The following is a 24,378-nucleotide window of genomic DNA, read 5'->3' as shown; positions in this document are numbered from 1 at the left end:
TCTCCTTAAACCTTGGCGACCAGCGGCCGGCCGAGCAGGCCCTGCGGGCGGAAGATCAGGATCGCCACCAGCAACCCGAAGGAGAACACGTCCTTGTAATCCGAATTCACCATGCCGGCGAACTGCGCCTCCGCCACGCCGAGCAGCAGCCCGCCCAGCATCGCGCCCGGCAGCGAGCCGATGCCGCCCAACACCGCGGCGGTGAAGGCCTTGATGCCGATGATAAAGCCGACGTAAAAATCGAAGGTGCCATAGTTCATGGTGATCAGCACCCCTGCCAGCCCGGCCATGGCGGCGCCGATCACGAACACCAGCGAGATCACCCGATCGGTATTGATGCCGAGAATCGAAGCCATTTTGCGATCCTGCTGGGTGGCGCGGCAGATGCGCCCCAGCCGGGTGCGCTGAATGATGTAGGTGAGGATCGCCATGCCGAGCAGCGACGCCACCAGAATGAACACCTTGGTATAAGTGATCTGCACCACGCCGCCGTCGAATTCCAGGCGGAACACGCCGCTCAGCAGCGTCGGGATGCCCTGCTGGCGCGGCCCTTGGCTTATCTGCGCATAGTTTTGCAGGATTAACGACATGCCGATGGCGGAGATCAGCGGCGCCAGGCGGGTGGAGTTGCGCAGCGGCCTGTAGGCGATACGCTCGATCACCCAGCCGTACACCCCGGTGATGACGATGGTGAATACCAGCGTGCCGAGGATCAGCAGCGGGAACGATTGCAGCCCGAAGAACGACAGCAGCGCCAGACCGATGGCGCACAGGTAGGCGGAGATCATGTACACCTCGCCGTGGGCGAAGTTGATCATGCCGATGATGCCGTAAACCATGGTGTAGCCGATGGCGATCAGGCCATACACCGCGCCGAGGGTCAGGCCGTTGATCAGCTGTTGCAGAAAGAATACATCCATAATGAGCAGTCTCGCCTGGTAAGGCCGCCAACGCAGTCCGACGCGGCCCAAAGGTAGTCGCGGAACGGGCGCGCCAAGGCGGCGGCCCGTCGGTCATAGGGTCACACCCTCAATGTTCGGCCGTTTACAGTTGGTGATATTTGCCCTTGTCATCCCATTGATAGACCACGTAATCCGAGACCTTCAGATCGCCCTTCTGATCCCAGGCTTTTTTACCCATCACGGTGTCAACATCGTGCGACTTCAGCCATTCGGCGGCCTTGGCGCTGTCTTTGCCGCCGGTGGCGTTGAAGGCGGCGGCGATCGCCTGGATCGAAGCGTAGGAGTAAAGGGTGTACCCTTCCGGCTCAAAGCCGCTGGCGCGGAACTTGGCGATCACCGCCTTGCCTTCCGCGATCTGGCGCGGATCGTTGCCGAAGGTCATCAGCACGCCGTTGGTGTACTGCGGCCCGCCGGCGGCGGTCACCAGCTCTTCGGTCACCACGCAGTCGCCGGAGAAGAACTTGGCGGTCACGCCCTGCTCGCGCATCTGGCGCACCAGCGGCCCGGCTTCGGGATGGCAACCGCCGAAGTAGACCACGTCCGGCTTGACCGAGGCGATCTTGGTCACCAGGGCGTTGAAGTCTTTCTCGCCGCGCGACAGCCCCTCATACAGCACCTCTTTAACCCCGCGCTTGTTCATTGCCGCCTTGGCGGCGTCCGCCAGCCCCTGGCCGTAGGTGTCTTTATCGTGGATCACCGCGATGCGTTTGGCCTTCAGGGTATCCAGCATGTAGTTGGTGGCGATCACCCCCTGCTGATCGTCGCGCCCGCACATGCGGAACATGGTCTTCATGCCGCGCTCGGTGATCTGCGGGTTGGTGGAGCCGGGGGTAATGGCGATGATGCCGGCCTCGTCATACACCTCGGAGGCGGGCATGGTGGATGAGGAACAGAAGTGGCCGACCACCGCCGACACCTTGTCCTGATCCACCAGCCGGTTAGCAACCGCGACCGCCTGTTTCGGTTCACAGGCGTCATCCCCCTGCACCAGTTTGATTTTTTCCCCTTTGATCCCGCCGGCGGCGTTGATGTCCGCCGCCGCCTGCGAAGCCCCGCGCCAATACTGATCGCCATAGGTGGCGTTCGGCCCGGAGAACGGCCCAGCGACGCCGATGACGATATCGGCCTGCGCGGAAAACGCCGTACCTAAACAACCGATGAGCAAAGCAGCGAGCGGACTTTTTATCAATTTCGATGACATTGTTATCTTCCTCAGCACTGTTGTAGCGAAACGCCCTGGGGCGCGGATCAGTCACTTTATGTGTAGACGGGGAAAATAATTTTCTTGAGAGCGCAGTCGCATTCCCCAAAAATGGGTAAGCAAAAATCCAGCCATTGTGACGACGAATACATATTGTTTGCTTATTCATCCTACATATCAGTTGCGGCGCGGCGTGTGGCGCCGTTAACCAGGGTCTGGCCAATACGGTTAGCGCGAGTGGAAGTATGGGTGGGAGAACGGCCCTGCACCATCGCCGTGCAAAGGCGTGTGCAAGCGGCGTCAAAACGATTGGGGATGCAAAAATCAACGCATAGCGATGGAAAATGCCGAAAAACAGCGCAAGGTGCTCATTCCCTCAGCAAACGCGCTTTTTTTGCAGTTTAGCGCTTTGACAAACCCCGGATGCCCCGCTATTATTCGCCCCGTTCACACGATTCCTCTGTAGTTCAGTCGGTAGAACGGCGGACTGTTAATCCGTATGTCACTGGTTCGAGTCCAGTCAGAGGAGCCATATTTAGAGAAGCCCGCGCAGGGAAACCCGAGCGGGCTTTTTGCTTTTTGCTTTTTGCTTTTTGCTTTTTGCTTTTTGCTTTTTGCTTTTTGCGTTGCATGGCTGTGCGCAAAAATCGATACAACGCATCCTATCGTTATTTATCTATTAATTTTCGCCCTTATTTTATTTCAGTAGCGAAGCGCTCCTCATCAACACCGCGCCATATTGGACAGAAATCCTTATTCAAGCTAGATGTATATTATACCGTCACGAACTGGTCGGCGACGCTCTGAACACCCAGTGTCTCAGCAAAATATTAAATAAAAAAATCAGTTATCTAAATAACTACGTGCTGAAATACGCTGGGTAGACTCCCGCCTCCCTCTCTCGTTTTGGTCGTCAATGCTGTCGACAACGCTACTGTCGGGGGTACGTTCATGAAAGGCTATGCGGAACTTGAGATCGTGTTTCAGCGGAATTCACTCGATGAATTTCAAGCCAGTTTTCGCCAGCGCTTTGACGAAAGCGAAAATATTACCCCTTTCATCCCGTTGGCATTAAACATCCACGATCCGACATTTTACTCCCGCAACCCGCAAAGAATGGGCCGGTTATTATCGGAATCACTGTTTATGCAGCCCGCACTGCGTGATGCATTCACGTCCGCACGGGCATTTTCCGACCATCAGCAAAGCCCGCTAAAAATACGCCTGCTTATCGATTCAAATGCATCCATATTACACAGCCTCCCTTGGGAAACGCTGGTTGATCCCACCGATACGGCCACACATCTCTTACGCAGCAATCAGTGCGTTTTTTCGCGCTATCTGGCGGCCCGAACTTACCGCCTCCCAATGTTGCGCCCTAAACAAGGCATTAAGGCACTATTAGCCATCGCCAATCCTCAGGACCTGTCGGAAACCTTCCCGCCCATCAACGTTCCTCATGAGCAGGAGCTCGCTGAAAATGCGCTGCGTCATGTTCCGTTAACCACGCTCACGCGGCGCGGAAGCGCGACGCTCCAGGCGATTATCGAAGGCATAGAAGAGGGAGCCGACATTCTCTATCTCATGTGTCACGGCATTGTCGGGCAGCAAGGCGCCGTGTTGTGGTTGGAGGATGAGACCGGGAATGCCGCCAGCGTCACCGGCGAAGATTTCGCCGCGCGTTTGGGCGCGCTGGAGAGAATTCCCAGCTTGGTCGTCCTATGCTCCTGCCAAAGCGCCGGTGCCGGCAATCCCGCACGCGACGCGCTGGTCGCTCTGGGCCCCCTGTTAGCCAAAGAGGGCGTGCCGGCGGTATTGGCGATGCAGGGCAAGCTTTCGATGTCTGCGGCAACGCAATTTATCCCGGAGTTTTTCAGACAGCTGGCGGAGCATGGCGAAGTCGATCGCGCTACCGCCAGTGCGCGGGCAAAAATCATGGACTCACCGGACTGGTGGATCCCGGTCGTTTTTACCCGGTTGAATAATGCACGTATTTGGTATCCACCCGGATTCGGTGTTTCCGACGAAAATAAGGATCCCTGGGCTCTGATCGTCGACAATATTACCAGCCAAGACAGCACTCCTATCCTCGGCCCGAGCATGAACGAAGCGCTGTTCGGCTCGCGGCGTGAACTGGCACGTGAATGGGGGGAAATCTACCACTATCCGTTAGGTGGGCACGACGTGGCGGGTCTGCCGCAGATTGCACAATATCTTGCCGTGATGCGGCAAGACAAATACCCCCGTCAGGAATTTTACAAGTACGTCTATGAGCGAATTCTTGAGAAATATCCTGACGATGTGCCGGACCGGCTAAAAGGTTTAGATCAAATGGAGATCTACACATCACTAGGAGAACTGGTTTCAGTGGTGGGGCAAAAAATTCGCGCCCGTACCCCTCTTGATCCGCTGCGGATCTTGGCCGGCTATAAACTCCCGGTTTACATCACCACCGATCCCAGCGATCTACTGGTCGATGCCCTCAAAGAACAGGGCGCGACGCCGACAGTCCGCCTGCTGAGGTGGAATATACACGCTGAAATTTGCGATGCCAATTATGTCAGCCGAGCCCCCGCCAGCCCGGCGGACGAAGGCACTGCGACCCATCCGATCGTGTTCAAGCTCTTCGGGGATTTATCCACGCCAAAATCGCTGGTGTTAACCGAAGATCATTTTTTTGACTACCTGACCAAAGTCTCTTCCGCCCAAGACGCCATTCCCCTTTACGTCCGTGCCAGGCTGAACAGCAGCGCGCTGCTGTTTGTCGGCCTGCAGGCTGAATCCTGGGAGTTTCGGGTACTGTTTCGCAGCCTTTTACTGTTGGAAGGCCATGACCTGCGCAAAAATATCGAACATTTCTCTGTACAAATTGATCCAAACAGCATTCTTGATCCCGGCAGCGCACGCCGCTATATCGAAAAATACCTGCAGACGAAGGCCCAATGGCGTCTGTACTGGGGAGACGTTACCACCTTTATGGCGGAATTAAATGCCCGTACGCAGGAGGACTCATGAAGGCTCCTTACGTAGGCCCCAGCCCTTTTAGCGCCGAACAAACACTCTTCGGTCGCGACGCGGACATTAAGCAACTGCAATGGCGCTTAATCTCGGATCGGATAATCGTGCTGTACTCCCCTTCCGGAGCGGGTAAAACCTCGCTTTTGATGGCCAAGAACGGCCTTTTATCCACACTGACAACGCTGTTCCATGTTTTACCCGTGCAGCGCATCGCGCAGGCCGATGATACCGATCCGGTCATCTCCCTCTTGCAGCGCCTGGACCAAGATAGTTTTGGCTCGATTCGTCCCAATGATACGCTTCTTACCTACTTCAACCGTATCACTCTGCCTGAATCTGATCCGCCGAAGCGTCTTCTGTTGGTGCTCGATCAATTTGAGGAAGTGTTAACCGGTAATGTCCCCTACGAGCAACAAAAAGTCTTTTTCCAGCAGTTGAAAGAACTGCTGTCAAACGACGAAAAAACTATCTGGCTCCTCATCAGCATGCGAGAAGAATACTTCTCCTGGCTTGATGATTTCCGCGATGATATTCCCACCCGCCTTAACAACACCTACCGTTTAAACCTGTTGTCGGTCGAGCAAGCCGTCGCCGCCATCAAGGGGCCGGCAGAAGCCATGGGCGTCGCTTTTCCAGTGCAAGACGGAACAGATGCGGCGCAGTTGCTGGTCAGCGAATTGATTAAAGCGCCGGAAGGCGCACGCCCGAGTAAGACCGTGGAACCGGTACAGCTGCAGGTTATCTGTACGGATCTGTGGAACACCTTAAGCCAAACCGAGCGGCAGGTCTGTGAGGTTCGCGTCGCCGACGTGGCGGGATATAACCCGGACAATGCCTTACTGGATTACTGCACCAAGACGCTCAATCTGGCGGCGCAAGATCCCCATCGATTCAGAACGTTGGGAGATTGGATAGACCGGTATCTGCTGACGTTAAGTGGGCGCCGCTCAGCCGTGATTTTCAGCCCGCAAAGCACGGACGGGCCATCACTTAAAGAAATTCAAAAGCTCGAGGAGCACCATCTCATCCGTCGTCAAAGCCGTGAAGACGACATGTGGTATGAATTGGCGCACGATCGTTTAGCCGGCCCCGTACGCCGCAGCATAGAAGAGTGGCGTAGCAATAATCTGAAAGAATGGCAAAAACAGGCGCGGATATGGCATATGGACGGCGAAAAACCAGATTACTTTCGCGCCCTGCCATACCGTACCCAACGAAAAATGAGGCCGGCGGAAAGCGATGCTCCCGATTCAAAAGTCGAGGCGCGATTCCTCGCGGCGTATGCGTCGTATCGCCGCAGGAAACAGCAGCTTTTTTGCGCTTCGGGTTTAGTCATCGCCGTTTTGGCGATAATTATTGGTTTCTTTGTTGACAAGAGCGCCGATGAACAACAGAAAACCAAGCTCGCGTTGAATTATCTCGCCATTCAAACCGGTATTCTTTCCATTCTCAACGATCACCCCAACCCAGGTTTGGAAGCCTTAGCCACCGCGGCCGGCGCGCAGTTACGGTTACCAGCCAACTCAAACAATCTGTTGACGTTCAATTTTCAAATGTTGCTCGGCGACTATCTCGGCCGCTATAGACAACTTGAGCGCATTGATACTCTCGGCGATGGCAAAACCACAGTAGTACGAATCCGCGAGAACGAATGCATTAGCGCCAAGATCGGCCGTGACCGTTTCTCGATAAAAACCTGCGGTGCGAACAGCGAATTCATCCCCCCGAAGAGGTGCAACAGGCGCATCCCTCGGGAATTAACACCTTAACATTCGTCACACCTAAACTATTGGCGACTGGAGATGGCGATGGGACGATCCGCATCTGGGGTCTGGCGACAAGAAAAACCGTGGGAGGCCCGCTACATCTGCCCGATAGTGACAACACTAAGCATGTAAGCAACAAGGTGCGTGCCATCACGGCAGCTGGCGACAGGCTTTATGCCGGATATCAAGACGGTACGCTGGCCGTGTGGAAAATATCCGGAGCCGAATTTGAATTATTGTCACAACAATTCGATAAGAAAACCAACTCCGTGATGGCCACCGCCGTCGCCCCCCAAAATGCTCTGGATAACGTCGCCATCGCCACAAGCAGGGCAGTCAAATGGCAGACGTTTAGCCAAGGTAAACCGCAACAGTCCATCCCATTGGCGGCCATCGCGTCAGAGACCGAGTACAGCAAAACTTTTTACAGTATCGACATCAGCCCCGATGGACGATTTATCGCAGCCGGCAGCAGGGATGGCTACATTTATATCTGGGACACTTCACGCCTTTCTCCGACCAAGAATAACGTCGAAAAGGATGTTTCGCCGCGAGCCGACGCCCCCTTGCCAAAATCGTCGTTCTTTTACTGGCCAACGATTATCAACGCTCATCAGCAAACCGTCGCGCAACTCAAGTATCTGCAAAATGGCGACCTCTTGTCATTAAGCTGGGATGGGAGCCTCAAGCTGTGGCTGTTTTCGGCCAATAATGCCGCCGCTCCCACCAACCGCACCCTTTTGCAATTTCCGCGGCAGTTGGTCAGCGTCGCGACCGAGCCTGATGAGCAAACCGCCTATGTCACCAGTGAAGCCGGCGACATACTCAAAGTCAATTTGCGCGTTGACAGACATCCTTTAGGGCAATTTTTGCTTAGTCCTCAAGCTCCTGCGCTGTTTGTCGACAGTAAAGCAAACCGTCAGCTATTCACCGTACAGGCGACAGGGCTGACGCAATATCGGTTGGATACCAATACCGGCCAACCATCGGTCATTCGGCAGTTGCCGGTATCGAACGTCGTCGCTCTCGCGTGGTCCCCCTCAGCCACGACGCTCTTTGCTGCGCAACAGCAAGGCGTTGAGGTGTTTCGCAATGTGCTGATTTCACCTTCCCAAGGCGAGCCGCTGGCGTGCCTGCTGCAACCGCCAGGCCGCCGCATCGCCGCCATTCGCGTCAATGATGCCGGCACCCTGCTGGCGGTTACCCTCGTCGGCAAGAACGGGCGAGAGCTCGCCAATAAACTGTATCGCCTCACCGCGTCAGCCCCCCATGGATTCACCTGCAAAGAAATTAAAACTCAGCGCAACGTCTACTTTCCATTGCCCTGGTTCAAACCCAACAGCGACGAAATCATGACCATAAATGACAAGAATGAAATCGTCTCATGGCGATTCAACGCTCAGTCACGTGAAGAACTTGAGATAGTCAAAACCCGCGTCATTCAGGTTGCGAGCGAACGTTCTGAATCCAGCAATATGCGTGCGCCGATCGAAACACTGGCGTTCGATTCTTCAGGCCAAACGATGCTGCTGGGCGACTTCTCGGGCAAGATATATTCCGCAACGATAAACGGGGAGGACTGGTCGTTCACACAGAAGAAAAATGATTCTTTTTTTATCCCCCATCTATTGGCCGTCGCGGGTGATGGCAACACCGTCGCCATGGGGGACAACAAAGGGCAGTTGTCCGTGTTCGTCGCAGGTTCAGCCATGCACATCGCACAAGACTTCCACACGACGCCAATCACCGCCCTCGCCCTTTCTCAGGATGGAGAATGGCTGGTTTCTTCATCAAGCGCCGGCACAGCCATTTGGGATCTGCGCATGAAAAGCTGGATAAAACAGGCTTGTAAATGGGCGAACCGCCCGACATTCCAGCCTGGAGACATCGACAAATACTTCCACTATGCGTCCATTAATGACCCGTGTCCCGACAATCCATCGAAATGACTTTTTAGGAGGTTGTATGCCATACCGCACGATCCCGACAACGGATACAAACTATTTCATGATTGTCACCGATAAAAACGGCGCGGAACTAGATAACGATCCCGATGCACCTAACGGCAAACTGAGCGAGTTGATGCTGTCATCCCTGGTGGACAATGGCATTACCGACGTGTTCATTCGCTGCCACGGCTGGCATCAGGATAAGGCCAAAGCCTTCGCTCAATTTGACAGTTGGATCGGCGCTTTTGCCTCGCTGGATGAAGATCGCCTGCATATGCTGCAACAAATCCCCTCGTTTAAAGAAATGCACATTGGCTTTCACTGGCCCAGTCTGGCATGGGGGGATGAAAAAGAGGCCTCAGACACCAGTTTCTCCCCTGCTAACACTCAGACATTGAGAGAAAGGATCGACTTCCATATCGAGGCGCTCGGCGGCACACCGGAAGTTCGGGCGGCGCTGTATAAAATCTTTGATGAAGTACGCACAGACTCCGCGTCAATGACGTTATCCGACACCTTGCGTGCGGCCTATTTAGAGCTCAATGCCGCACTGGATTTGGGTGCCAACGGCGCACCGGGTGAAGGCTCCGCCGATCGTCTGCCTTTCGATCCCGATCAAACCGTGGCTGAAGCCGTCAATAATGTGGCCTTCGGTAATGATGTCGGCGACAACCCGTTACTGGCGCCTCTGCGGCAATTAACTTTTTGGACGATGAAGAAAAGAGCCAAAGACGTCGGCGAAAGAGGGCTGCATCCTCTGCTGCGCGCTATGCAGCAAGCCTCACCCGCCGTACGCATCCATCTGATGGGACACAGTTTCGGTTGCATAGTCGCCAGCGCGGCCATTGCGGGCCCTGCTGGCGCTACGCCGTTGCCATTCCCGATAAACTCTTGCGTATTGGTCCAAGGCGCCATGTCTATCTGGTCCTTTACCTCATCACTCCCTACATCACATGAAACGGCAGGATTCTTCAATAACATCCTGATGGAAAAGAAAATCAGCGGGCCTTTAGTGGCTACGCGCTCGGACAGCGACATGGCCGTCGGCAAACTTTATCCCTGGGCAGCAGGGGTGGCTGGCCAGGTCGCCTACATGTTTCCTCCGCTCTATGCCGCAATTGGCGCGTTGGGCATTTGTGGCATACCCACCGCTCACAATATTACCCTATTGCCAGCCGCTGGCACCTATGCCTTCGTTCCGGCTCACATTTATAACGTGAACAGCAGCAATTTTATTTGCCATGGCAACGGCATCTCCGGCTCGCACAGCGATATTGCCGGCCCCGAAGTGGCCCATCTGCTCTGGCAAGCGGCGCTCAAAACGGCGGACGCATCATGATTGACGAAGAACAGATGCCGCTACTGGCTTTCGGCATTCACGCTGACACGGGGTTGCCATTGGAAACCGGGGGCATGGATCAGCACGAGCAGCATCAGTCTGCAGCTGAATCACTGCTCGGACAAACCGTCGGCGCGGCATTTCCCGACAGAGCGCATTTGGGTTTGCAATTCGGTTTCGATGCCGACCAACTGTCCGAAAGTGGTTGGGGGCTCCTCTTCGCCGCGAATATGGACTCGGCACCTCATTTGGCCGCACTGGCCCCTCTGGTTGAATTGCGACGGCAGCAGGCCGCCGGCACATTCCGCATCTTCGCCGGTCCGGACGGTTACCGACAGGGCGAAAGCGCCAGCGGCTGGCTTAATCGTCATGGTTCCTCATTAGATATGATTAATCCCGATCTCGGCATGCCTTATTATCTTGTCCTGATCGGTTCGCCAGAGGCCATTCCGTTTGAATTTCAATATGCGCTGGATCTCGTCGCCGGGGTTGGGCGATTGGATTTCCCTACACTTGAAGAATTTACCGCCTATGCAGACAGCATCGTGGCCCATGGAACAGATGCCTCTCGCAAAACAGCTCGGCGTATTGAACTGTTCGCTACCCGCCATGATTTCGATCGCGCCACCCAGCTGTTCATCAAGCATGTCGCCACCCCCTTTGGCGCTGGCACAGGTTCACTCGGGCCGTTGGGTGAAAAGTATCGCTTTGCGTTAAACAGTTCATTAAGCGAGCAAGCGACCAAAGCCTGCCTGAGTCACCTGCTCAGTGCCCCACATAACCCGCCTTCGCTGCTGATCACGGGCACGCACGGCATGGCCTTTCAGGCCGATGACCCTCGACTGGCGGACCATCAAGGGGCATTGGTGTGTCAGGATTGGCCCGCTTATGGCGATATTACCCATGAACACTGGTTTGCCGCTCAAGATATTCCAGAGCATGCCAACGTTCATGGCATGATCCATTTGTTTTTTGCCTGCTATGGCGCCGGTACGCCGGCGTTCGATAACTTTCACTCTAAAGCGGATCGCGTTCGCATTGCGCCACATGCGATGACGGCCCGCCTGCCGCAAAAGCTCATGACACTTCCCCAGGGAGGCATTCTGGCTTCTCTGGGACATATTGATCGGGTGTGGGCATCCAGCTTCGTTTCTGAAATCGGTATGGCGCAGCCCCAACGATTTCGTGACGTCATCCATCGCTTGCTTGCCGGCCAACGCGTCGGTATGGCCACCGACGCTTTCAACGGGCAGTGGGGGGTGCTAAGCACCAGGCTGTTGGAAAAACTGAATAACAAACTGAATGGACAAACCGTCCCCGCCGCTGAGTTGCTGGCATTGCAAATCGCGCGCGATGATATTCGTAATTATGTCGTATTGGGCGATCCCGCGGTTAGGTTGAAGCCAGAACAGGATCATGTGAACGGATGAATATCACCGTTCCCAGCCGGTGGGCCCAGAAACCGTGACTGCCTGGTCACTGCCTTCTTTCCCCGCCGCCCCTTTATGAACCCTGTCACAAAACGCGCATGCCATTTTCGACGCCCGCCGCCGCAAGCGATAACCCTCACACTTGTTAACGCCACGTTACATCGGGTTAGGCAACATTGTTAACGCCGATTGATGCGTCAAACGCATCGCGCCATGAGTTTATTGCGCTTATTTACTTTATTTTCCTGAGCGAGTCTTCAGCAACAGGCGCGTCGTTAAGCGCCAATAACAAACTGGAGATAAAGATGCATTCCTCTACCTCACCCATGACCACCCGGGCCAGAACCGGCGCGATACTGCGCGTCACCTCCGGCAACTTTTTAGAGCAGTTCGATTTTTTCCTGTTCGGCTTTTACGCTACCTACATCGCACACACCTTTTTCCCGGCCAGCAGCGAGTTCGCCTCGCTAATGATGACCTTCGCGGTATTCGGCGCAGGTTTTCTGATGCGCCCGATCGGCGCCATCGTGCTGGGCGCTTACATCGATAAAGTCGGCCGCCGCAAAGGGTTGATCGTGACCCTGTCGATCATGGCCGCGGGCACCTTCCTGATCGTGCTGATCCCCTCTTACCAAAGCATCGGGCTTTGGGCGCCGCTGCTAGTGCTGTGCGGGCGTCTGTTGCAAGGCTTCTCGGCGGGCGCGGAGCTGGGCGGCGTGTCCGTCTATCTGGCTGAAATCGCCACGCCGGGCCGTAAAGGCTTCTACACCAGCTGGCAGTCCGGCAGCCAGCAGGTGGCTATCATGGTGGCGGCGGCCATGGGCTTCGCGCTCAATGCGGCGCTGGAAGAAAGCGCCATTCGCGAATGGGGCTGGCGCCTGCCTTTCCTGTTCGGCTGCCTGATCGTTCCCTTCATCTTCTTCCTGCGCCGCAAGCTGGAAGAGACGCAGGAATTTACCGCTCGCCGTCACCACCTGGCGATGCGCGACGTGTTTAAAACCCTGCTGAAAAACTGGCCGGTGGTGATCGCCGGCATGCTGATGGTCGCCATGACCACCACCGCGTTTTACCTGATCACCGTCTATGCGCCGACCTTCGGCAAAAAGGTGCTGCTGCTCAGCGCTTCCGACAGCTTGCTGGTCACCCTGCTGGTGGCGATCTCCAACTTCATCTGGCTGCCCATCGGCGGCGCGCTGTCGGACCGTTTCGGCCGCAAACCGGTGCTGGTCGCCATGACGTTGCTGACGTTGGCCACCGCCTACCCGGCGCTGAGCCTGCTCGCCGCCGCGCCCAGCTTCAGCATGATGCTGGCCGTGCTGCTGTGGCTGTCCTTCATTTACGGCCTCTACAACGGCGCCATGATCCCGGCCTTGACGGAGATCATGCCAACGGAAGTGCGGGTGGCCGGGTTCTCGCTGGCCTACAGCCTGGCGACGGCGGTGTTCGGCGGCTTTACGCCGGTAGTCTCCACCGCGTTGATCGAATACACCGGCGACAAAGCTTCACCGGGCTACTGGATGAGCTTCGCCGCGCTGTGCGCCCTGCTGGCGACGCTGTATATGTATCGCCGCATCGCCATGCCGCTGCAAACCGCGCGCTAAGCCGCCATCTCAAAAGGAATCATGCCATGCAAAAACTCACTCGTTCGATCCTCGCCGCGCTGGTGTGCGCCTCCTGCAGTACGGCGGCGCTGGCCAAAGACGTGACCGTCATGATCTCCGGTGGCTTCAAAGCCGCGCTGGAGAAGCTGGCCCCGGAGTATGAAGCCCAAAGCGGCGACAAAATCATTCTGGTGTCCGGCCCCTCGATGGGCAAAACGCCGCAGGCGATCCCCGCGCGGCTGGCGCGCGGAGAGCAAGCCGATGTGCTGATCATGGTGGGCGACGCGCTCACCCAACTGGAAAAAGAGCACTGGACCCAGCCGGGTTCGCGCGTGGAGCTGGCCGATTCGCCGATCGGCATGGTGGTCAAACAGGGCGCGCCCAAGCCGGTGATAAAAACGGATGCCGACCTGCGCAATGTCTTGCTGCAGGCGGACTCTTTCGCCTATTCCGACAGCGCCAGCGGCCGCTATGTCAGCGGCCAACTGTTCAAAAAGCTGGGCATCGAGGAACAGGTGAAAGGGAAAGCGCATAAGGTTGAGCGCATTCCGGTGGCCTCTGAAGTGGCGCAGGGGAAATACGCGCTGGGCTTCCAGCAGGTCAGCGAATTGCTGCCCGTGGCGGGCGTGACCTTTATCGGCGAGCTGCCTGAAAACGTGCAGTACATCACCCGCTTCGCGGGCGCGGTAACCGCCAAGGCGGAACACCGCCGCGAAGGCAAAGCGCTGCTGGACTTCCTCGCCTCCTCTCAGGCGCAGCCGACCATTCGCGCGACCGGCATGCGAACCGTGCCGGCGCCGCAGCCGGTCAGGCAGAGTGATACTGTTCAGTAATCAGCTTTTCCAGCTCGGCGGCGACGAAAGACTGCATGCGGCCGCCGCGTCTGATGAGGCCTACGGTGCGTTTCACCACCGGCTCGACCAGCGGCACCGACGTCAACACCGAGTGCTCTGAAGCGGGCATCGACATGGCGGGCACGGCGGCAATGCCGATGCCCGCCTCAACCATGCCCAGCATGGTCGTCACATGGCGAGTTTCACACACGCTGGGGCGTTCCGGCACGATGTGTTCCAGGCGCTGATCGAGCAGATTGCGATTGCCGGAGGTTTTATCCAGCGACACGTAATCCTGCTGATAAAACTCCCGCCAGCTGAGGCTCTTTTTACCGGCGAGCGGATGGTCGCGCCGGCAGGCGGCCACGTAGACATCCCCCACCAACGGCACAAACTCAATATTAGGCTGCAGCCGCCCGGCGAAGCAGATGCCGAAATCGGCCTGGCCGCCAGTGACCGCCTCGATGACATTGCCTGCGCTGCCGTCGATCAGCTTAACGCGCACGCGCGGATAGCGAAGCCGGAAACGGCGTATCACGTCGGGCATGAAATAGTAGGCCGCCGACGGCACCGTGGCGACGGTGACCAGCCCCACCCGCTCCTGGCTGACCTTATCGATATCAGCCATCACCACTTCGATGTTCATCAGCAGCTGCTCCGAACGTTCGGTGAAGGCCTGCCCGTACAGCGTCAAGGTCACGCGCCGGGTGGTGCGATCGAACAGTTTGATGCCCAGCGCGTTTTCCAGCTTCTCAATCCTGCGGCTCAATGCCGACTGCGACAGGCAGATGGACTCTGCGGCCAGCCGAAAATTGCCGTACTCCACCAGCGCGCGAAACGCATAAAGATCGTTGAGATCAAAATTCACGGGCATAACGGCAACCTATCCTTACCATGGCGCCAAAGGCGTAAAGCAACGATAATAGCCGCTTATTTAGCCGCAGCAACCGGTTTAACGCCGGAGCGCGCCTCGCCGTTATCCTCCCAGCAGCACCGTCCCCCAAATAATGATGGTCATTATCACCGCCACCAGCTGCGCTGCGCCGCCCAGATCTTTGGCGCGTTTGGATAACGGATGCAACGCCAGCGAAATGCGATCGACCACGGTTTCAATCGCCGTATTAAGCAGCTCAACCACCAGCAGCAGGAAACTGCAGGCGATTAATAACAGCCGCTCCATTTTTGTAATATCCAGAGTAAATGTAACAACCAGTAAAATGGCGTTAATAACCAATAATTCACGAAACGCATTTTCGGTCAGCGCGGCATCAATAAAGCCGGCCCAGGAGTTCCTTATGCTGTAGGTTAATCGGCTTATTCCCTTTTTCTTTTCCACAGGCATGCATTCTGCTCTCTTCAGCATCACGGCGATCGCGGTTCAATAAATCACGCGCCGTGAATTTATCTTGGGTTTATTAATTAACGGCCTTAACCGTTCCACTCTGGGGACAATGCTTTCACTCACGCTCAGTCCCCCAAAACGAACGGCGCCGCACGCAATGCGCTTATTATCCTGATGGCGTTAAAAGGCGATGCGATATCAGTCGATTAAAGCGTCTTTTCGTACAAACGGTAGCGCTTATAAGGCACCGCGCCGATACGTTCTAAAATCGTCCGCATGCCGGTATTGGTTTCCAGGATCCACGACATTTCCAGCGCGTCGATATTGCGCTTGGCGAACGGCTCGCGCAGCGCCTCAATCAACAGCAATGCAATAATCGGCCCGATGCGGCTGAATTGATATTCCTGGCGAACGCCCATCAGCGGCACGCGCGCGGTGCGAACGCCGCTGACTTTCAGCCGCCACAATAACTTCGCCCAACCGAACGGCAATAACCGCCCCTGCAGATCGGCAATCGCCTCATTAATGTTCGGCAACCCGACGATAAAGGCGCAGGGCGCGCCATCCACCTCGGCGATATGGATCATATCGTCGGGCACCAGGAACTTCAGCTGATCCCCCATGGTGGCGAACTCATGCTCGGTGAACGGAACAAACCCCCAGTTATGCTGCCACCCCGAGTTGAACACCTCGCGCAGCACCTGCATCTCCTCGCGAAAGCGCTTGCGGTTGAGGCGGCGAACGGTCACCTTTTTGCGCACCTGATCCATCATCCGGGTCAGCGACGGCGAAAAATGCAGGTCGGTTCTTTTCATCCAATAAGCAAGCAAATCAATCCCTTCGCTATATCCTTGCTGCGCTATCTGGGCCGCGTAGTAAGGTTTGGCATGGGTCATCAGGGCCGACGGCGGCGTGTCGAACCCTTCGACCAGCAGGCCGCTTTCCTGATTGATATTGAGGCTGAACGGCCCGGTGATTTTCCGCGTGCCCTTGGACCGCAACCACTCCTCCGCCGCCGTGAATAACGCGCTGAACACGGCGGGATCGTCAACGGCGTCGATCATGCCGAAGTGACCGGAATCTTCTCCGTGCAGCGCCCGGTGCAGAGAATCAATTTGCGCGGTGATGCGCCCGACGACCTTCCCCTGCTTTTTCGCCACCCACGCCTGCCATTCGATATGATCGGTGCCGGGATTCTTCTTTGACAGGTGCTCTTCGCGCTCTAAATACAGCGGCTCAATCCAGTTCGGGTCATCACGAAACAGTAACGAAGGGAAAGCAATAAATTCTTTAAGTTCGCGTTTATCCAGAACTTTCTCAATACGGATCATAAATAGCCTTACGTTTTAATAAAATAATTAAATATGAGCGCGACAACGCCTTTAGCATTTTTTATGCTGTTCTCTTTTATTGGATTGTGTATCGCCTCCGGTTCAACGATAAGAAAAACCGAATATTTCCCCCTGTGAACCAGCGCATTATTTGCCTATCACGCGCACTGAGGCGGCGTGATTAAACAAAAAAAGGAAAGCCCAAAGCGGCGCTGACATGCTACGCTATGCGTGCTCTTTTATTATTTAGTGCTATTTGGGCGAAAGAAACCCGCCGCTTTAAGTGTACCGACTTTAATCAGGTGGCGCGCCGCCATTTTTACCACTTAATGCTCTTTTTAAGAATCAACTTAAATGAGGCATTCACTTTTTGATTTCTTGCGGCATACTGTTTAGGAAGTGTTTAAGTTCGAAGATAGCCATGCATGAGGTCATAACCTATGAGCAGACAGGTATTTCCTGCCCGACAGATGCAGACTAAAGAACGGCGAACCTCGGGTATTACAATCACCTCTCGTATATCTCCAGGTCGCCGCTCAAGGCTGATAATGCAGGCCGCTCACGCGCTACCGGGTTAATAACCGGCGTGCCGCTCAAGTACGGCAATATACGCAATTCGCGGAATGAAGATGGTTGAATAACAAACTTATTCAAAACCTATTCATAGTAAAACATCAATTACCTCGCCAAGAGTGATTTAACTCTTTTGGTGATTTTTAATCTATGGCTAAGTTTGTCTATGTCTGAAACAAGTTCCGTTCATTCTCTTCCCATGCGCTATGCGGACTTCCCCACTTTAGTGGACGCGTTGGATTACGCGGCGCTCGGTAATACGGGAATGAATTTTTACGATCGGCGCAATCAACTCGTGACCGTTCTCGATTATCGCACGCTGCAGCAAAAAGCGATCTCGGGCGCGCGGCGTTTATTGTCCCTGAAGCTCAAGAAAGGCGATCGCGTGGCGCTTATCGCCGAAACCAGCGCGGGGTTTGTCGAAGCCTTTTTCGCTTGCCAATATGCCGGCCTGGTGGCGGTGCCGTTGGCGATCCCGATGGGCGTGGGCCAGCGCGACTCCTACACCGCCAAACTGAAAGGGCTGATCGCCAGCTGCAACCCGGCGGCTATCATCAGCAGCGAAGAGTGGACGCCGCTCATCGCCTCCGCCACGGAAAACGCGTCAGCGATGCACATCCTCAGCGACGCGGATTTCAACGCATTGCCGGAGCCGGAGATCGCGCTGCCGGCTCCTTCGCCCGATGATATCGCCTATCTCCAATACACTTCGGGCAGCACCCGCTTCCCGCGCGGCGTGATCATCACCCAGCGGGCGGCGATGGCGAACCTGAATGCGATCAGTCGCGACGGGATCAAGCTGCGCGCGGGCGATCGCTGCGTGTCGTGGCTGCCCTTCTATCACGATATGGGCCTGGTCGGTTTCCTGCTGACGCCGGTGGCGACCCAGCTGTCCGTCGATTATCTGCGCACGCAAGATTTCGCCATGCGCCCGATGCAGTGGCTGAAACTGATCGCCAAGAATCGCGGCACGGTGTCCGTCGCCCCGCCGTTCGGCTACGATCTGTGTCTGCGCCGCAGCAACGCCAAAGAGCTGGCCGATCTGGATCTTTCCAGCTGGCGGGTCGCCGGCGTGGGCGCCGAGCCGATCCCGGCCGAGCTGCTCAGCCAGTTTGGCGAACACTTCCGCAGCATCAACTTCGACAGCAAAGCCTTCATGCCGTGCTACGGGCTGGCCGAGAACACCCTGGCGGTGAGCTTTTCCGATCCTTGCTCCGGCCCGCAAACCAACGCGGTCGACCGGGATATTTTGGAGTACGAGGGAAAAGCGGTCGCGCCGGGCAAAAAAACCCGCGCCGTCTCGACCTTCGTCAACTGCGGCCGTGCGCTGCCCGGCCACCGCATCGAGATCCGCAGCGAAACCGGGCAACCACTGCCGGAGCGCCAGGTCGGCCATATCACGATTTCCGGCCCCAGCCTGATGAACGGCTATTTTTGCGATACTGAGTCCCAGCAGCAAATTCAGGTGACCGGCTGGATGGATACCGGCGATCTGGGCTACCTGCTGGACGGCTATCTGTACGTCACCGGCCGCAAGAAGGATTTGATCATCATTCGCGGCCGCAATATCTGGCCGCAGGATATCGAGTACGTCGCGGAGTCCGAACCGGAAATCCGTTCCGGCGATGCGATCGCCTTCGTGACCGAAGAACACGACGAAGCGGCCAGGATCATTTTGCAAATCCAGTGCCGAGTCAGTTCGGAAGAACGCCGGGAACAAATCGTGCACTCGCTGAGCGCGCGCATTCAAAGCGAGTTCGGCATTGCGGTGGACATCGAGCTGCTGCCGCCGCACAGCATTCCCCGCACGTCGTCGGGCAAACCCGCCCGCGCGGAGGCCAAAAAACGCTGGCTGAGCGCTTCGCTCTACCCGCAAATGCCGCAGCTGGCCGGTTTCGCGCAATGAGCGGCACCGTCGCAGTGACGGGCGCGACCGGCTTTATCGGCCGGCATATCGTCCAGGAACTGCTGGCGCAGGGGTTTAGCGTGCGCGCCCTGACGCGACAAGCCGACAAAGCCGCCGCGGACAACCTGCAGTGGATCCCCGGCGCGCTGGAAGACCGGCCTTCGCTCACCGAACTGGTGCGCGGCGCCGAGTGCGTCGTGCACTGTGCGGGCCAGGTGCGCGGGCATGCGGAAGCGGTGTTCACCCGCTGCAACGTGACCGGCAGCCTGAACCTGATGCAGGCGGCCAGGCAAAACGGCCGCTGCAATCGTTTCTTGTTCATGTCGTCGCTGGCGGCGCGCCATCCGGCGCTGTCCTGGTACGCCCATTCAAAACAGGCCGCCGAGCAGCAATTGATCGCCGCTTCGGGCGAGATCGCGCTGGGGATTTTCCGCCCGACGGCGGTTTACGGGCCGGGCGATAAAGAACTGAAACCGCTGTTCAACGGCCTGCTGCGCGGCGTGCTGCCCCGGCTGGGCGCGCCTGACGCCAGGCTCTCTTTTCTGCACGTGAGCGATTTGGCGAAGGCGGTCGGCCAATGGTTATTGGCGCAGCCCGCGCAGTCGAATATTTACGAACTGTGCGACGGCGTGGCCGAAGGCTATGACTGGCTGCGCCTGCGGGACATCGGCGCCGCCGTGCGTCACGGGCCGGTGCGGCTGGTGGGCATTCCGCTGCCGCTGCTGAAAGCCCTGGCGGATATCAGCGTGGTGTGGAACCGCCTGATAAAACAGGAGCCGATGCTGACGCGCAGCAAAATACGCGAATTAACCCATCAAGACTGGTCCGCCAACAATCAGGCGCTGTCGCAACAGATTAATTGGTTTCCACAAGTGAGTTTGGAACGCGCGCTGCGTGAAGGGCTGTTTTAATTATTCCAAGTAGAGGTGTGTCAACGTTCTTATGCTAAATCGCGATGCTGTAATGGATTATATCCTGACGTGTTTGCAAGGTATCGTCGAAGGCGGAGTGGAAATAAAACCTGATAGCGATCTCGTCAATGATCTTGGCCTGGAATCCATCAGAGTCTTGGATCTGCTGATGATGCTGGAAGATGAATTAGATATCTCCATTCCTATCAATATATTGCTTGATGTCAGAACGCCTGAGCAACTGCTTGACGCGCTGCGCCCTTATCTGGAGAAAAACCATGGGACTGTATGATAAGTTTGCGCGGCTCGCGGGCGATCGCGAACAGTTTCAAACCTCCGGCCTGAATCCGTTCGGCACCTGTATCGACGAAGTGTATTCCGCCACCCAGGGGCGCATCGGCGATCAAAAGATTGTCCTCGCCGGCACCAATAATTACCTTGGCCTGACGTTCGATGCGCAGGCGATCGCCGCCGGCCAGGCGGCTCTGGCCGCGCTCGGCACCGGCACCACCGGCTCGCGCATGGCGAACGGCAGTTACGGATCGCACCTGACGCTGGAACGGGAGCTGGCGGAATTCTTCGATCGCCCGAGCGCCATCGTGTTCTCCACCGGCTATACCGCCAACCTGGGCGTCATCAGCACGCTGGCGGGACCGGGTGCCGTGGTGCTGATCGACGCGGACAGCCACGCGAGCATTTACGACGCCTGCGCCCTCGGCGGCGCGGAGATTATTCGCTTCCGCCACAATGACGCCGCCGATCTGGAGCGCCGCATGGTGCGCCTGGGCGAACGCGCGCGCGAAGCGATCATTATCGTGGAAGGCATCTACAGCATGCTGGGCGACGTCGCCCCGCTGGTGGAAATCGTCGACATCAAGCGGCGATTGGGCGGGTATCTGCTGGTCGACGAAGCGCACTCCTTCGGCGTGATGGGCGAGCACGGCCGCGGCCTGGCCGAAGCACTGGGCGTCGAGCAAGACGTGGATATCATCCTGGGCACCTTCAGCAAAAGCCTGGCTTCGATCGGCGGCTTCGCCGTCGGCGGCAAGGGGATGGACGTGCTGCGCTACAGCAGCCGGCCGTATATCTTTACCGCTTCGCCGTCGCCGTCCAGCATCGCTTCGGTGCGCACGGCGCTGCAAAAAATCGCCCGCCATCCCGAGCTGCGGGAAAAACTGTGGAGCAATGCGCACCGCCTGTACCACGGCCTCGCCGAACTGGGCTATACCCTGGGGCCGCGCATCAGCCCGGTGGTGCCGGTCATGATCGGTTCAAAAGAAGAAGGGTTGCGTTTCTGGCGCGAGCTGATCGCCCACGGCGTCTATGTGAACCTGGTGCTGCCGCCGGCCGCGCCGGCGGGCGTGACCTTGCTGCGCTGCAGCGTCAATGCCGCGCACAGCGATGAAGAAATCGACACCATCGTGCGCGCCTTTGCGGCGCTGAAAAAATAAAGCCTTTCCTTCTCGGCCGCGGCGGCGGTGCCGAAAATGGCCACGCCGCCCTGCCGAACCGATGCGCACCTCAGTGCGCAGCCGTTGATGCCCCATCAGCCGAATAGCGATACCCCTGCACCACCATAAATTCCGCGATGGCTTTTTCCGCCGCCGAAAGCACCTCCTCGATCGGCCGATCGGCATCGAGATCCACGATGTCGGCGCCTTCGAAGGTCAATAACGGCGTGACGGCGATCTTCTTCTCCAGCGCCGCTTTGCGGTGATCGGGTTTACGGGCGCAGGCCACGTCCAGACTGACATTTAGCTTGAGCACCAGATCCGGTTTTTGCTTCGCCATCCACTGAAACGCCGCCCGCTCCCGCGCCGCCAGCCAACGGACGAAACGGCTGCCTTCGACATCGACGGGAAATACCGTGCCATCATAAGCGCCGGGGATTTGCGCCTGCGGAAAACGGTCGGTCAGCACGATGAACCCCTGCCGCCGAAACGCCAGCATGCGGCGAAACCGCAGCAGCCGCCGCCCCACGAAGGCGATGATCACCGCCGACGGCAACAGGCCGATGCGGGATTTCTTCGCTTTGACTTTTTTGGTATTGCTTTCGATAGCCTTGCCCACCGAGCGCCCGAGCAGCGGCAGTTTCGCCGCCGCGCGCCCGACGTTGCCCGCCTGTTTGCCCAGATGCACCTGCACCGCCGGGCCATAATGTTTCACATATTCGATCAGATGTTCACAAACGGTGGACTTACCCGATCCGTCGCTGCCGATAACCGCAATCAGCGGCGGAAATTTTGCATTCATAATCAGACTCTCTTTCAATACACCAGAAACGGCATGCCCTATTTGAAACGAAATATCGCTCACGGCCGCGACGGCAGCGCGAAGATAATTGCCATGACGCCGCGCCAAACCGCACAAAAGATTAAGCGAAAATGGAAAACCTCTGCTCTTTTTTCGCCGTGAGCCAGGCCGAAAGTTAACATAAAAAGCGAAACCGACTCACGCCCGGCCAATTAGCACAAAATAACAAGAACGAACGCCATAAATATCAATTCAAATAACCAACAGGAATACCGAACCCATTATTTTATCGCGGCAAAGCACAATAAATATCTTGAACCCAAGGCGTATTGGAATACAATAGTTTTTTTCGCATTGGATTAATTATTGTGAGTCAGCAGATAAGACCTTCATCTGATCGCTCGCCCGTGCGCGTAATAGCGATAACCGGCTGTGACGGCTCGGGAAAATCCACCCTGGCCGCCAGTCTGGTCGAGGCCTTATCGGCGCAAGAACCTGCCGAACTGCTTTATCTCGGCCAGTCTTCCGGGCGTATCGGCGAATGGATCAGTTCGCTGCCGATTATTGGCGCACCCTTCGGGCGTTATTTGCTGAAGAAATCGCAGCGCGTGCACGATCGCCCTGCTACGCCGCCTGATAATGCCACGGCGTTGGTGATCTTTTTACTTTCCTATTGGCGCGTTTTTAAATTCCGCCGCATGCTGAAGAAAAGTCGCCGCGGCGCATTGCTGATTACCGATCGTTATCCGCAGGCCGAAGTGGCGGGATTTCGTTTCGATGGCCCACAGCTGGCGAAAACCGCCGGCGGCAATCGCTGGATACGCTGGCTGAGAAAACGCGAACAACGTCTGTACCACTGGATGGCGTCTTATCAGCCCTTATTATTAATTCGGTTGGATATTGACGAGCAAACGGCCTATTCACGCAAACCCGATCACTCGTTGGCGGCGTTGCGTGAAAAGATCGCCGTCATCCCGCACCTGACGTTTAACGGCGCTAACATATTGGATTTGGACGGCCGCGAGCCGGCCAAGCATATTTTCGATGCTTCGCTGCGCGCCGTTAAAATATCGCTGAGGGCCGCCAATGCCTAGCCGCCAAATAACCTTTTCGTACCGAAACAGATGAAAAAAAATAAACTCACTGCCGAGCAGGATACCTCTCACAGCTGCATCACCGGGCTGATTGCCGTGGTGGGCAGCGACGGCACGGGCAAGTCCACGCTGACCGCCGATCTGGTGAAAAACCTGCAGCAGCATCGCCCCACGCAGCGCTGCTATTTAGGGCTGATCTCCGGCGAAGACGGCGACAAAATCAAGAAGTTGCCGTTCATCGGCGTGTGGCTGGAGCGGCGCCTTGCGGCCAAATCCGATAAAACCCAGCGCATGAGCAACAGGCCGCCGGCACTGTGGGCGGCGCTGATCATGTACGGCTTTTCGCTGTGGCGCGCCGCCAACCTGCGCAAGGTGCGGCGGCTGGCGCAGAGCGGCGTGCTGGTGATCAGCGATCGCTACCCGCAGGCGGAAATTTCCGGTTTTTACTACGATGGGCCCGGCATCGGCGTGGAACGCGCAAAAGGCCGGCTATTGCGCCGCCTGGCGGCGCGCGAACGCCGTTTATATCAACGCATGGCCGTCTATCGGCCGGAGCTGATCATTCGCCTGGATATCGACGTCGATACGGCGTTTTCCCGCAAGCCCGATCACAGCTATGAAGAGCTGAAAGACAAGATTTCCGCCATGGTGCGCCTGCAGTACAACGGCGCGCGCATCATCGAGCTGGACGCCAGAGCCCCTTACGACGAGGTGCTGAGCAACGCGCTCAACGCCATTTCCGCCGTGGTGAACCCCGCGAAGCGCCCACAGAGCGACATCGGGCAACCCGGCGAAAACGCCGGTAAAGAAACTCAGGTTTATTAAAAAGAGACAGGGCAAGCGCATGAGTGCGGAACACAAGATGCACA

19 protein-coding genes and 1 tRNA gene are annotated in these 24,378 nt (G+C 56.8%); 14 read left to right on the top strand and 6 right to left on the bottom strand.

Translation table 11 applies throughout. The features are described 5' to 3' along the window. Window positions 1-5: 5 nt before the first annotated feature. Together J0X03_RS07690 and J0X03_RS07685 are read right to left on the bottom strand one after the other, a co-directional pair. Window positions 6-920: an ABC transporter permease subunit gene (locus tag J0X03_RS07690; protein WP_033643752.1), complete on the bottom strand. Its 915-nt coding sequence runs from the start codon at window positions 918-920 to the stop codon at window positions 6-8. A 124-nt stretch (window positions 921-1,044) separates the two neighbouring features. Further along, window positions 1,045-2,163 carry a branched-chain amino acid ABC transporter substrate-binding protein gene (locus J0X03_RS07685; RefSeq protein WP_016927040.1) on the bottom strand — a complete coding sequence of 373 codons (1,119 nt, stop codon included), beginning with the start codon at window positions 2,161-2,163 and terminating at the stop codon, window positions 1,045-1,047. A 456-nt stretch (window positions 2,164-2,619) separates the two neighbouring features. Between J0X03_RS07685 and J0X03_RS07680 the strand changes: the two genes are divergently transcribed. The 8 genes from J0X03_RS07680 to J0X03_RS07645 all read left to right on the top strand — a co-directional run bounded on the left by J0X03_RS07680 (window position 2,620) and on the right by J0X03_RS07645 (window position 14,099). Further along, window positions 2,620-2,695, top strand: a tRNA-Asn gene (locus J0X03_RS07680). Window positions 2,696-3,114: 419 nt separating this feature from the next. Continuing rightward, window positions 3,115-5,178 (top strand): CHAT domain-containing protein, encoded by a 2,064-nt coding sequence (locus J0X03_RS07675; protein WP_033644322.1) that lies wholly within the window; start codon window positions 3,115-3,117, stop codon window positions 5,176-5,178. Further along, window positions 5,175-6,950 (top strand): nSTAND1 domain-containing NTPase, encoded by a 1,776-nt coding sequence (locus J0X03_RS07670; RefSeq protein ID WP_128868530.1) that lies wholly within the window; start codon window positions 5,175-5,177, stop codon window positions 6,948-6,950. Before J0X03_RS07675 ends, J0X03_RS07670 begins: the two co-directional genes overlap by 4 nt. Further along, window positions 6,914-8,896: a WD40 repeat domain-containing protein gene (locus tag J0X03_RS07665; RefSeq protein ID WP_206975693.1), complete on the top strand. Its 1,983-nt coding sequence runs from the start codon at window positions 6,914-6,916 to the stop codon at window positions 8,894-8,896. Before J0X03_RS07670 ends, J0X03_RS07665 begins: the two co-directional genes overlap by 37 nt. A gap of 16 nt (window positions 8,897-8,912) precedes the next feature. Then, window positions 8,913-10,235, top strand: coding sequence for a hypothetical protein (locus J0X03_RS07660; protein WP_160204418.1), 1,323 nt, complete (start codon window positions 8,913-8,915; stop codon window positions 10,233-10,235). Further along, window positions 10,232-11,665, top strand: a complete 1,434-nt coding sequence (locus J0X03_RS07655; protein ID WP_206975691.1) for a hypothetical protein — start codon at window positions 10,232-10,234, stop codon at window positions 11,663-11,665. Before J0X03_RS07660 ends, J0X03_RS07655 begins: the two co-directional genes overlap by 4 nt. 305 nt (window positions 11,666-11,970) lie before the next feature. Then, window positions 11,971-13,266 (top strand): MFS transporter, encoded by a 1,296-nt coding sequence (gene tcuC, locus J0X03_RS07650; RefSeq protein ID WP_033643756.1) that lies wholly within the window; start codon window positions 11,971-11,973, stop codon window positions 13,264-13,266. A 26-nt stretch (window positions 13,267-13,292) separates the two neighbouring features. Next, window positions 13,293-14,099, top strand: a complete 807-nt coding sequence (locus J0X03_RS07645) for a substrate-binding domain-containing protein (RefSeq protein WP_046687446.1) — start codon at window positions 13,293-13,295, stop codon at window positions 14,097-14,099. Here J0X03_RS07645 and psrA read toward each other — a convergent pair. The 3 genes from psrA to J0X03_RS07630 all read right to left on the bottom strand — a co-directional run bounded on the left by psrA (window position 14,074) and on the right by J0X03_RS07630 (window position 16,772). Continuing rightward, window positions 14,074-14,973, bottom strand: coding sequence for an L-proline-binding transcription factor PsrA (gene psrA / locus J0X03_RS07640; protein WP_101453896.1), 900 nt, complete (start codon window positions 14,971-14,973; stop codon window positions 14,074-14,076). The genes J0X03_RS07645 and psrA overlap by 26 nt on opposite strands. Window positions 14,974-15,075: 102 nt before the next feature. After that, window positions 15,076-15,441 (bottom strand): diacylglycerol kinase, encoded by a 366-nt coding sequence (locus J0X03_RS07635; RefSeq protein ID WP_033643759.1) that lies wholly within the window; start codon window positions 15,439-15,441, stop codon window positions 15,076-15,078. Between the two features lie 206 nt (window positions 15,442-15,647). Continuing rightward, the gene (locus J0X03_RS07630) at window positions 15,648-16,772 is read right to left on the bottom strand and encodes a DNA-binding protein (RefSeq protein WP_033643760.1); all 1,125 of its coding nucleotides are present in this window, start codon (window positions 16,770-16,772) and stop codon (window positions 15,648-15,650) included. Between the two features lie 739 nt (window positions 16,773-17,511). On the opposite strand from J0X03_RS07630, the gene J0X03_RS07625 reads away from it, so the two are divergent. The 4 genes from J0X03_RS07625 to spt are packed head-to-tail and all read left to right on the top strand — an operon-like array spanning window position 17,512 to window position 21,613. Beyond that, window positions 17,512-19,251 carry a fatty acyl-AMP ligase gene (locus J0X03_RS07625; protein ID WP_160204420.1) on the top strand — a complete coding sequence of 580 codons (1,740 nt, stop codon included), beginning with the start codon at window positions 17,512-17,514 and terminating at the stop codon, window positions 19,249-19,251. Then, window positions 19,248-20,162: an NAD-dependent epimerase/dehydratase family protein gene (locus J0X03_RS07620; protein ID WP_160204421.1), complete on the top strand. Its 915-nt coding sequence runs from the start codon at window positions 19,248-19,250 to the stop codon at window positions 20,160-20,162. The genes J0X03_RS07625 and J0X03_RS07620 overlap by 4 nt, the downstream gene beginning before the upstream one ends. A gap of 31 nt (window positions 20,163-20,193) precedes the next feature. Then, window positions 20,194-20,454, top strand: a complete 261-nt coding sequence (locus J0X03_RS07615) for an acyl carrier protein (RefSeq protein WP_015378483.1) — start codon at window positions 20,194-20,196, stop codon at window positions 20,452-20,454. Next, on the top strand, window positions 20,441-21,613 hold the full coding sequence (gene spt, locus J0X03_RS07610) for a serine palmitoyltransferase (RefSeq protein WP_160204422.1): 1,173 nt from the start codon (window positions 20,441-20,443) through the stop codon (window positions 21,611-21,613). Before J0X03_RS07615 ends, spt begins: the two co-directional genes overlap by 14 nt. 70 nt (window positions 21,614-21,683) lie before the next feature. On the opposite strand, the gene J0X03_RS07605 is transcribed toward spt, so the two are convergent. Beyond that, a complete protein-coding gene (locus tag J0X03_RS07605) occupies window positions 21,684-22,415 on the bottom strand; it encodes a nucleoside/nucleotide kinase family protein (protein WP_060660483.1) in 732 nt (243 codons plus the stop codon). Between the two features lie 368 nt (window positions 22,416-22,783). On the opposite strand from J0X03_RS07605, the gene J0X03_RS07600 reads away from it, so the two are divergent. Both J0X03_RS07600 and J0X03_RS07595 read left to right on the top strand, forming a co-directional pair. Next, on the top strand, window positions 22,784-23,509 hold the full coding sequence (locus J0X03_RS07600) for a nucleoside/nucleotide kinase family protein (RefSeq protein WP_033643765.1): 726 nt from the start codon (window positions 22,784-22,786) through the stop codon (window positions 23,507-23,509). A gap of 30 nt (window positions 23,510-23,539) precedes the next feature. Beyond that, window positions 23,540-24,334: a nucleoside/nucleotide kinase family protein gene (locus J0X03_RS07595; RefSeq protein WP_060660481.1), complete on the top strand. Its 795-nt coding sequence runs from the start codon at window positions 23,540-23,542 to the stop codon at window positions 24,332-24,334. The last annotated feature ends 44 nt before the right edge of the window (window positions 24,335-24,378 follow it).

The sequence above is a fragment of the Serratia ureilytica genome, from assembly GCF_017309605.1.
In the GTDB taxonomy this organism is placed as follows: domain Bacteria; phylum Pseudomonadota; class Gammaproteobacteria; order Enterobacterales; family Enterobacteriaceae; genus Serratia; species Serratia ureilytica.
Note: the sequence above shows the minus strand (reverse complement) of the source record. Positions and strands in the feature narration are given on the sequence as shown.

What these genes read in the sequence shown, in the direction of transcription:
- J0X03_RS07690 (WP_033643752.1), bottom strand. Translation starts at nt 920, where the DNA reads ATGGATGTATTCTTTCTGCAACAGCTGATCAACGGCCTGACCCTCGGC.
- J0X03_RS07685 (WP_016927040.1), bottom strand. Translation starts at nt 2,163, where the DNA reads ATGTCATCGAAATTGATAAAAAGTCCGCTCGCTGCTTTGCTCATCGGT.
- J0X03_RS07675 (WP_033644322.1), top strand. Translation starts at nt 3,115, where the DNA reads ATGAAAGGCTATGCGGAACTTGAGATCGTGTTTCAGCGGAATTCACTC.
- J0X03_RS07670 (WP_128868530.1), top strand. Translation starts at nt 5,175, where the DNA reads ATGAAGGCTCCTTACGTAGGCCCCAGCCCTTTTAGCGCCGAACAAACA.
- J0X03_RS07660 (WP_160204418.1), top strand. Translation starts at nt 8,913, where the DNA reads ATGCCATACCGCACGATCCCGACAACGGATACAAACTATTTCATGATT.
- J0X03_RS07655 (WP_206975691.1), top strand. Translation starts at nt 10,232, where the DNA reads ATGATTGACGAAGAACAGATGCCGCTACTGGCTTTCGGCATTCACGCT.
- tcuC (WP_033643756.1), top strand. Translation starts at nt 11,971, where the DNA reads ATGCATTCCTCTACCTCACCCATGACCACCCGGGCCAGAACCGGCGCG.
- J0X03_RS07645 (WP_046687446.1), top strand. Translation starts at nt 13,293, where the DNA reads ATGCAAAAACTCACTCGTTCGATCCTCGCCGCGCTGGTGTGCGCCTCC.
- psrA (WP_101453896.1), bottom strand. Translation starts at nt 14,973, where the DNA reads ATGCCCGTGAATTTTGATCTCAACGATCTTTATGCGTTTCGCGCGCTG.
- J0X03_RS07635 (WP_033643759.1), bottom strand. Translation starts at nt 15,441, where the DNA reads ATGCCTGTGGAAAAGAAAAAGGGAATAAGCCGATTAACCTACAGCATA.
- J0X03_RS07630 (WP_033643760.1), bottom strand. Translation starts at nt 16,772, where the DNA reads ATGATCCGTATTGAGAAAGTTCTGGATAAACGCGAACTTAAAGAATTT.
- J0X03_RS07625 (WP_160204420.1), top strand. Translation starts at nt 17,512, where the DNA reads ATGTCTGAAACAAGTTCCGTTCATTCTCTTCCCATGCGCTATGCGGAC.
- J0X03_RS07620 (WP_160204421.1), top strand. Translation starts at nt 19,248, where the DNA reads ATGAGCGGCACCGTCGCAGTGACGGGCGCGACCGGCTTTATCGGCCGG.
- J0X03_RS07615 (WP_015378483.1), top strand. Translation starts at nt 20,194, where the DNA reads ATGCTAAATCGCGATGCTGTAATGGATTATATCCTGACGTGTTTGCAA.
- spt (WP_160204422.1), top strand. Translation starts at nt 20,441, where the DNA reads ATGGGACTGTATGATAAGTTTGCGCGGCTCGCGGGCGATCGCGAACAG.
- J0X03_RS07605 (WP_060660483.1), bottom strand. Translation starts at nt 22,415, where the DNA reads ATGAATGCAAAATTTCCGCCGCTGATTGCGGTTATCGGCAGCGACGGA.
- J0X03_RS07595 (WP_060660481.1), top strand. Translation starts at nt 23,540, where the DNA reads ATGAAAAAAAATAAACTCACTGCCGAGCAGGATACCTCTCACAGCTGC.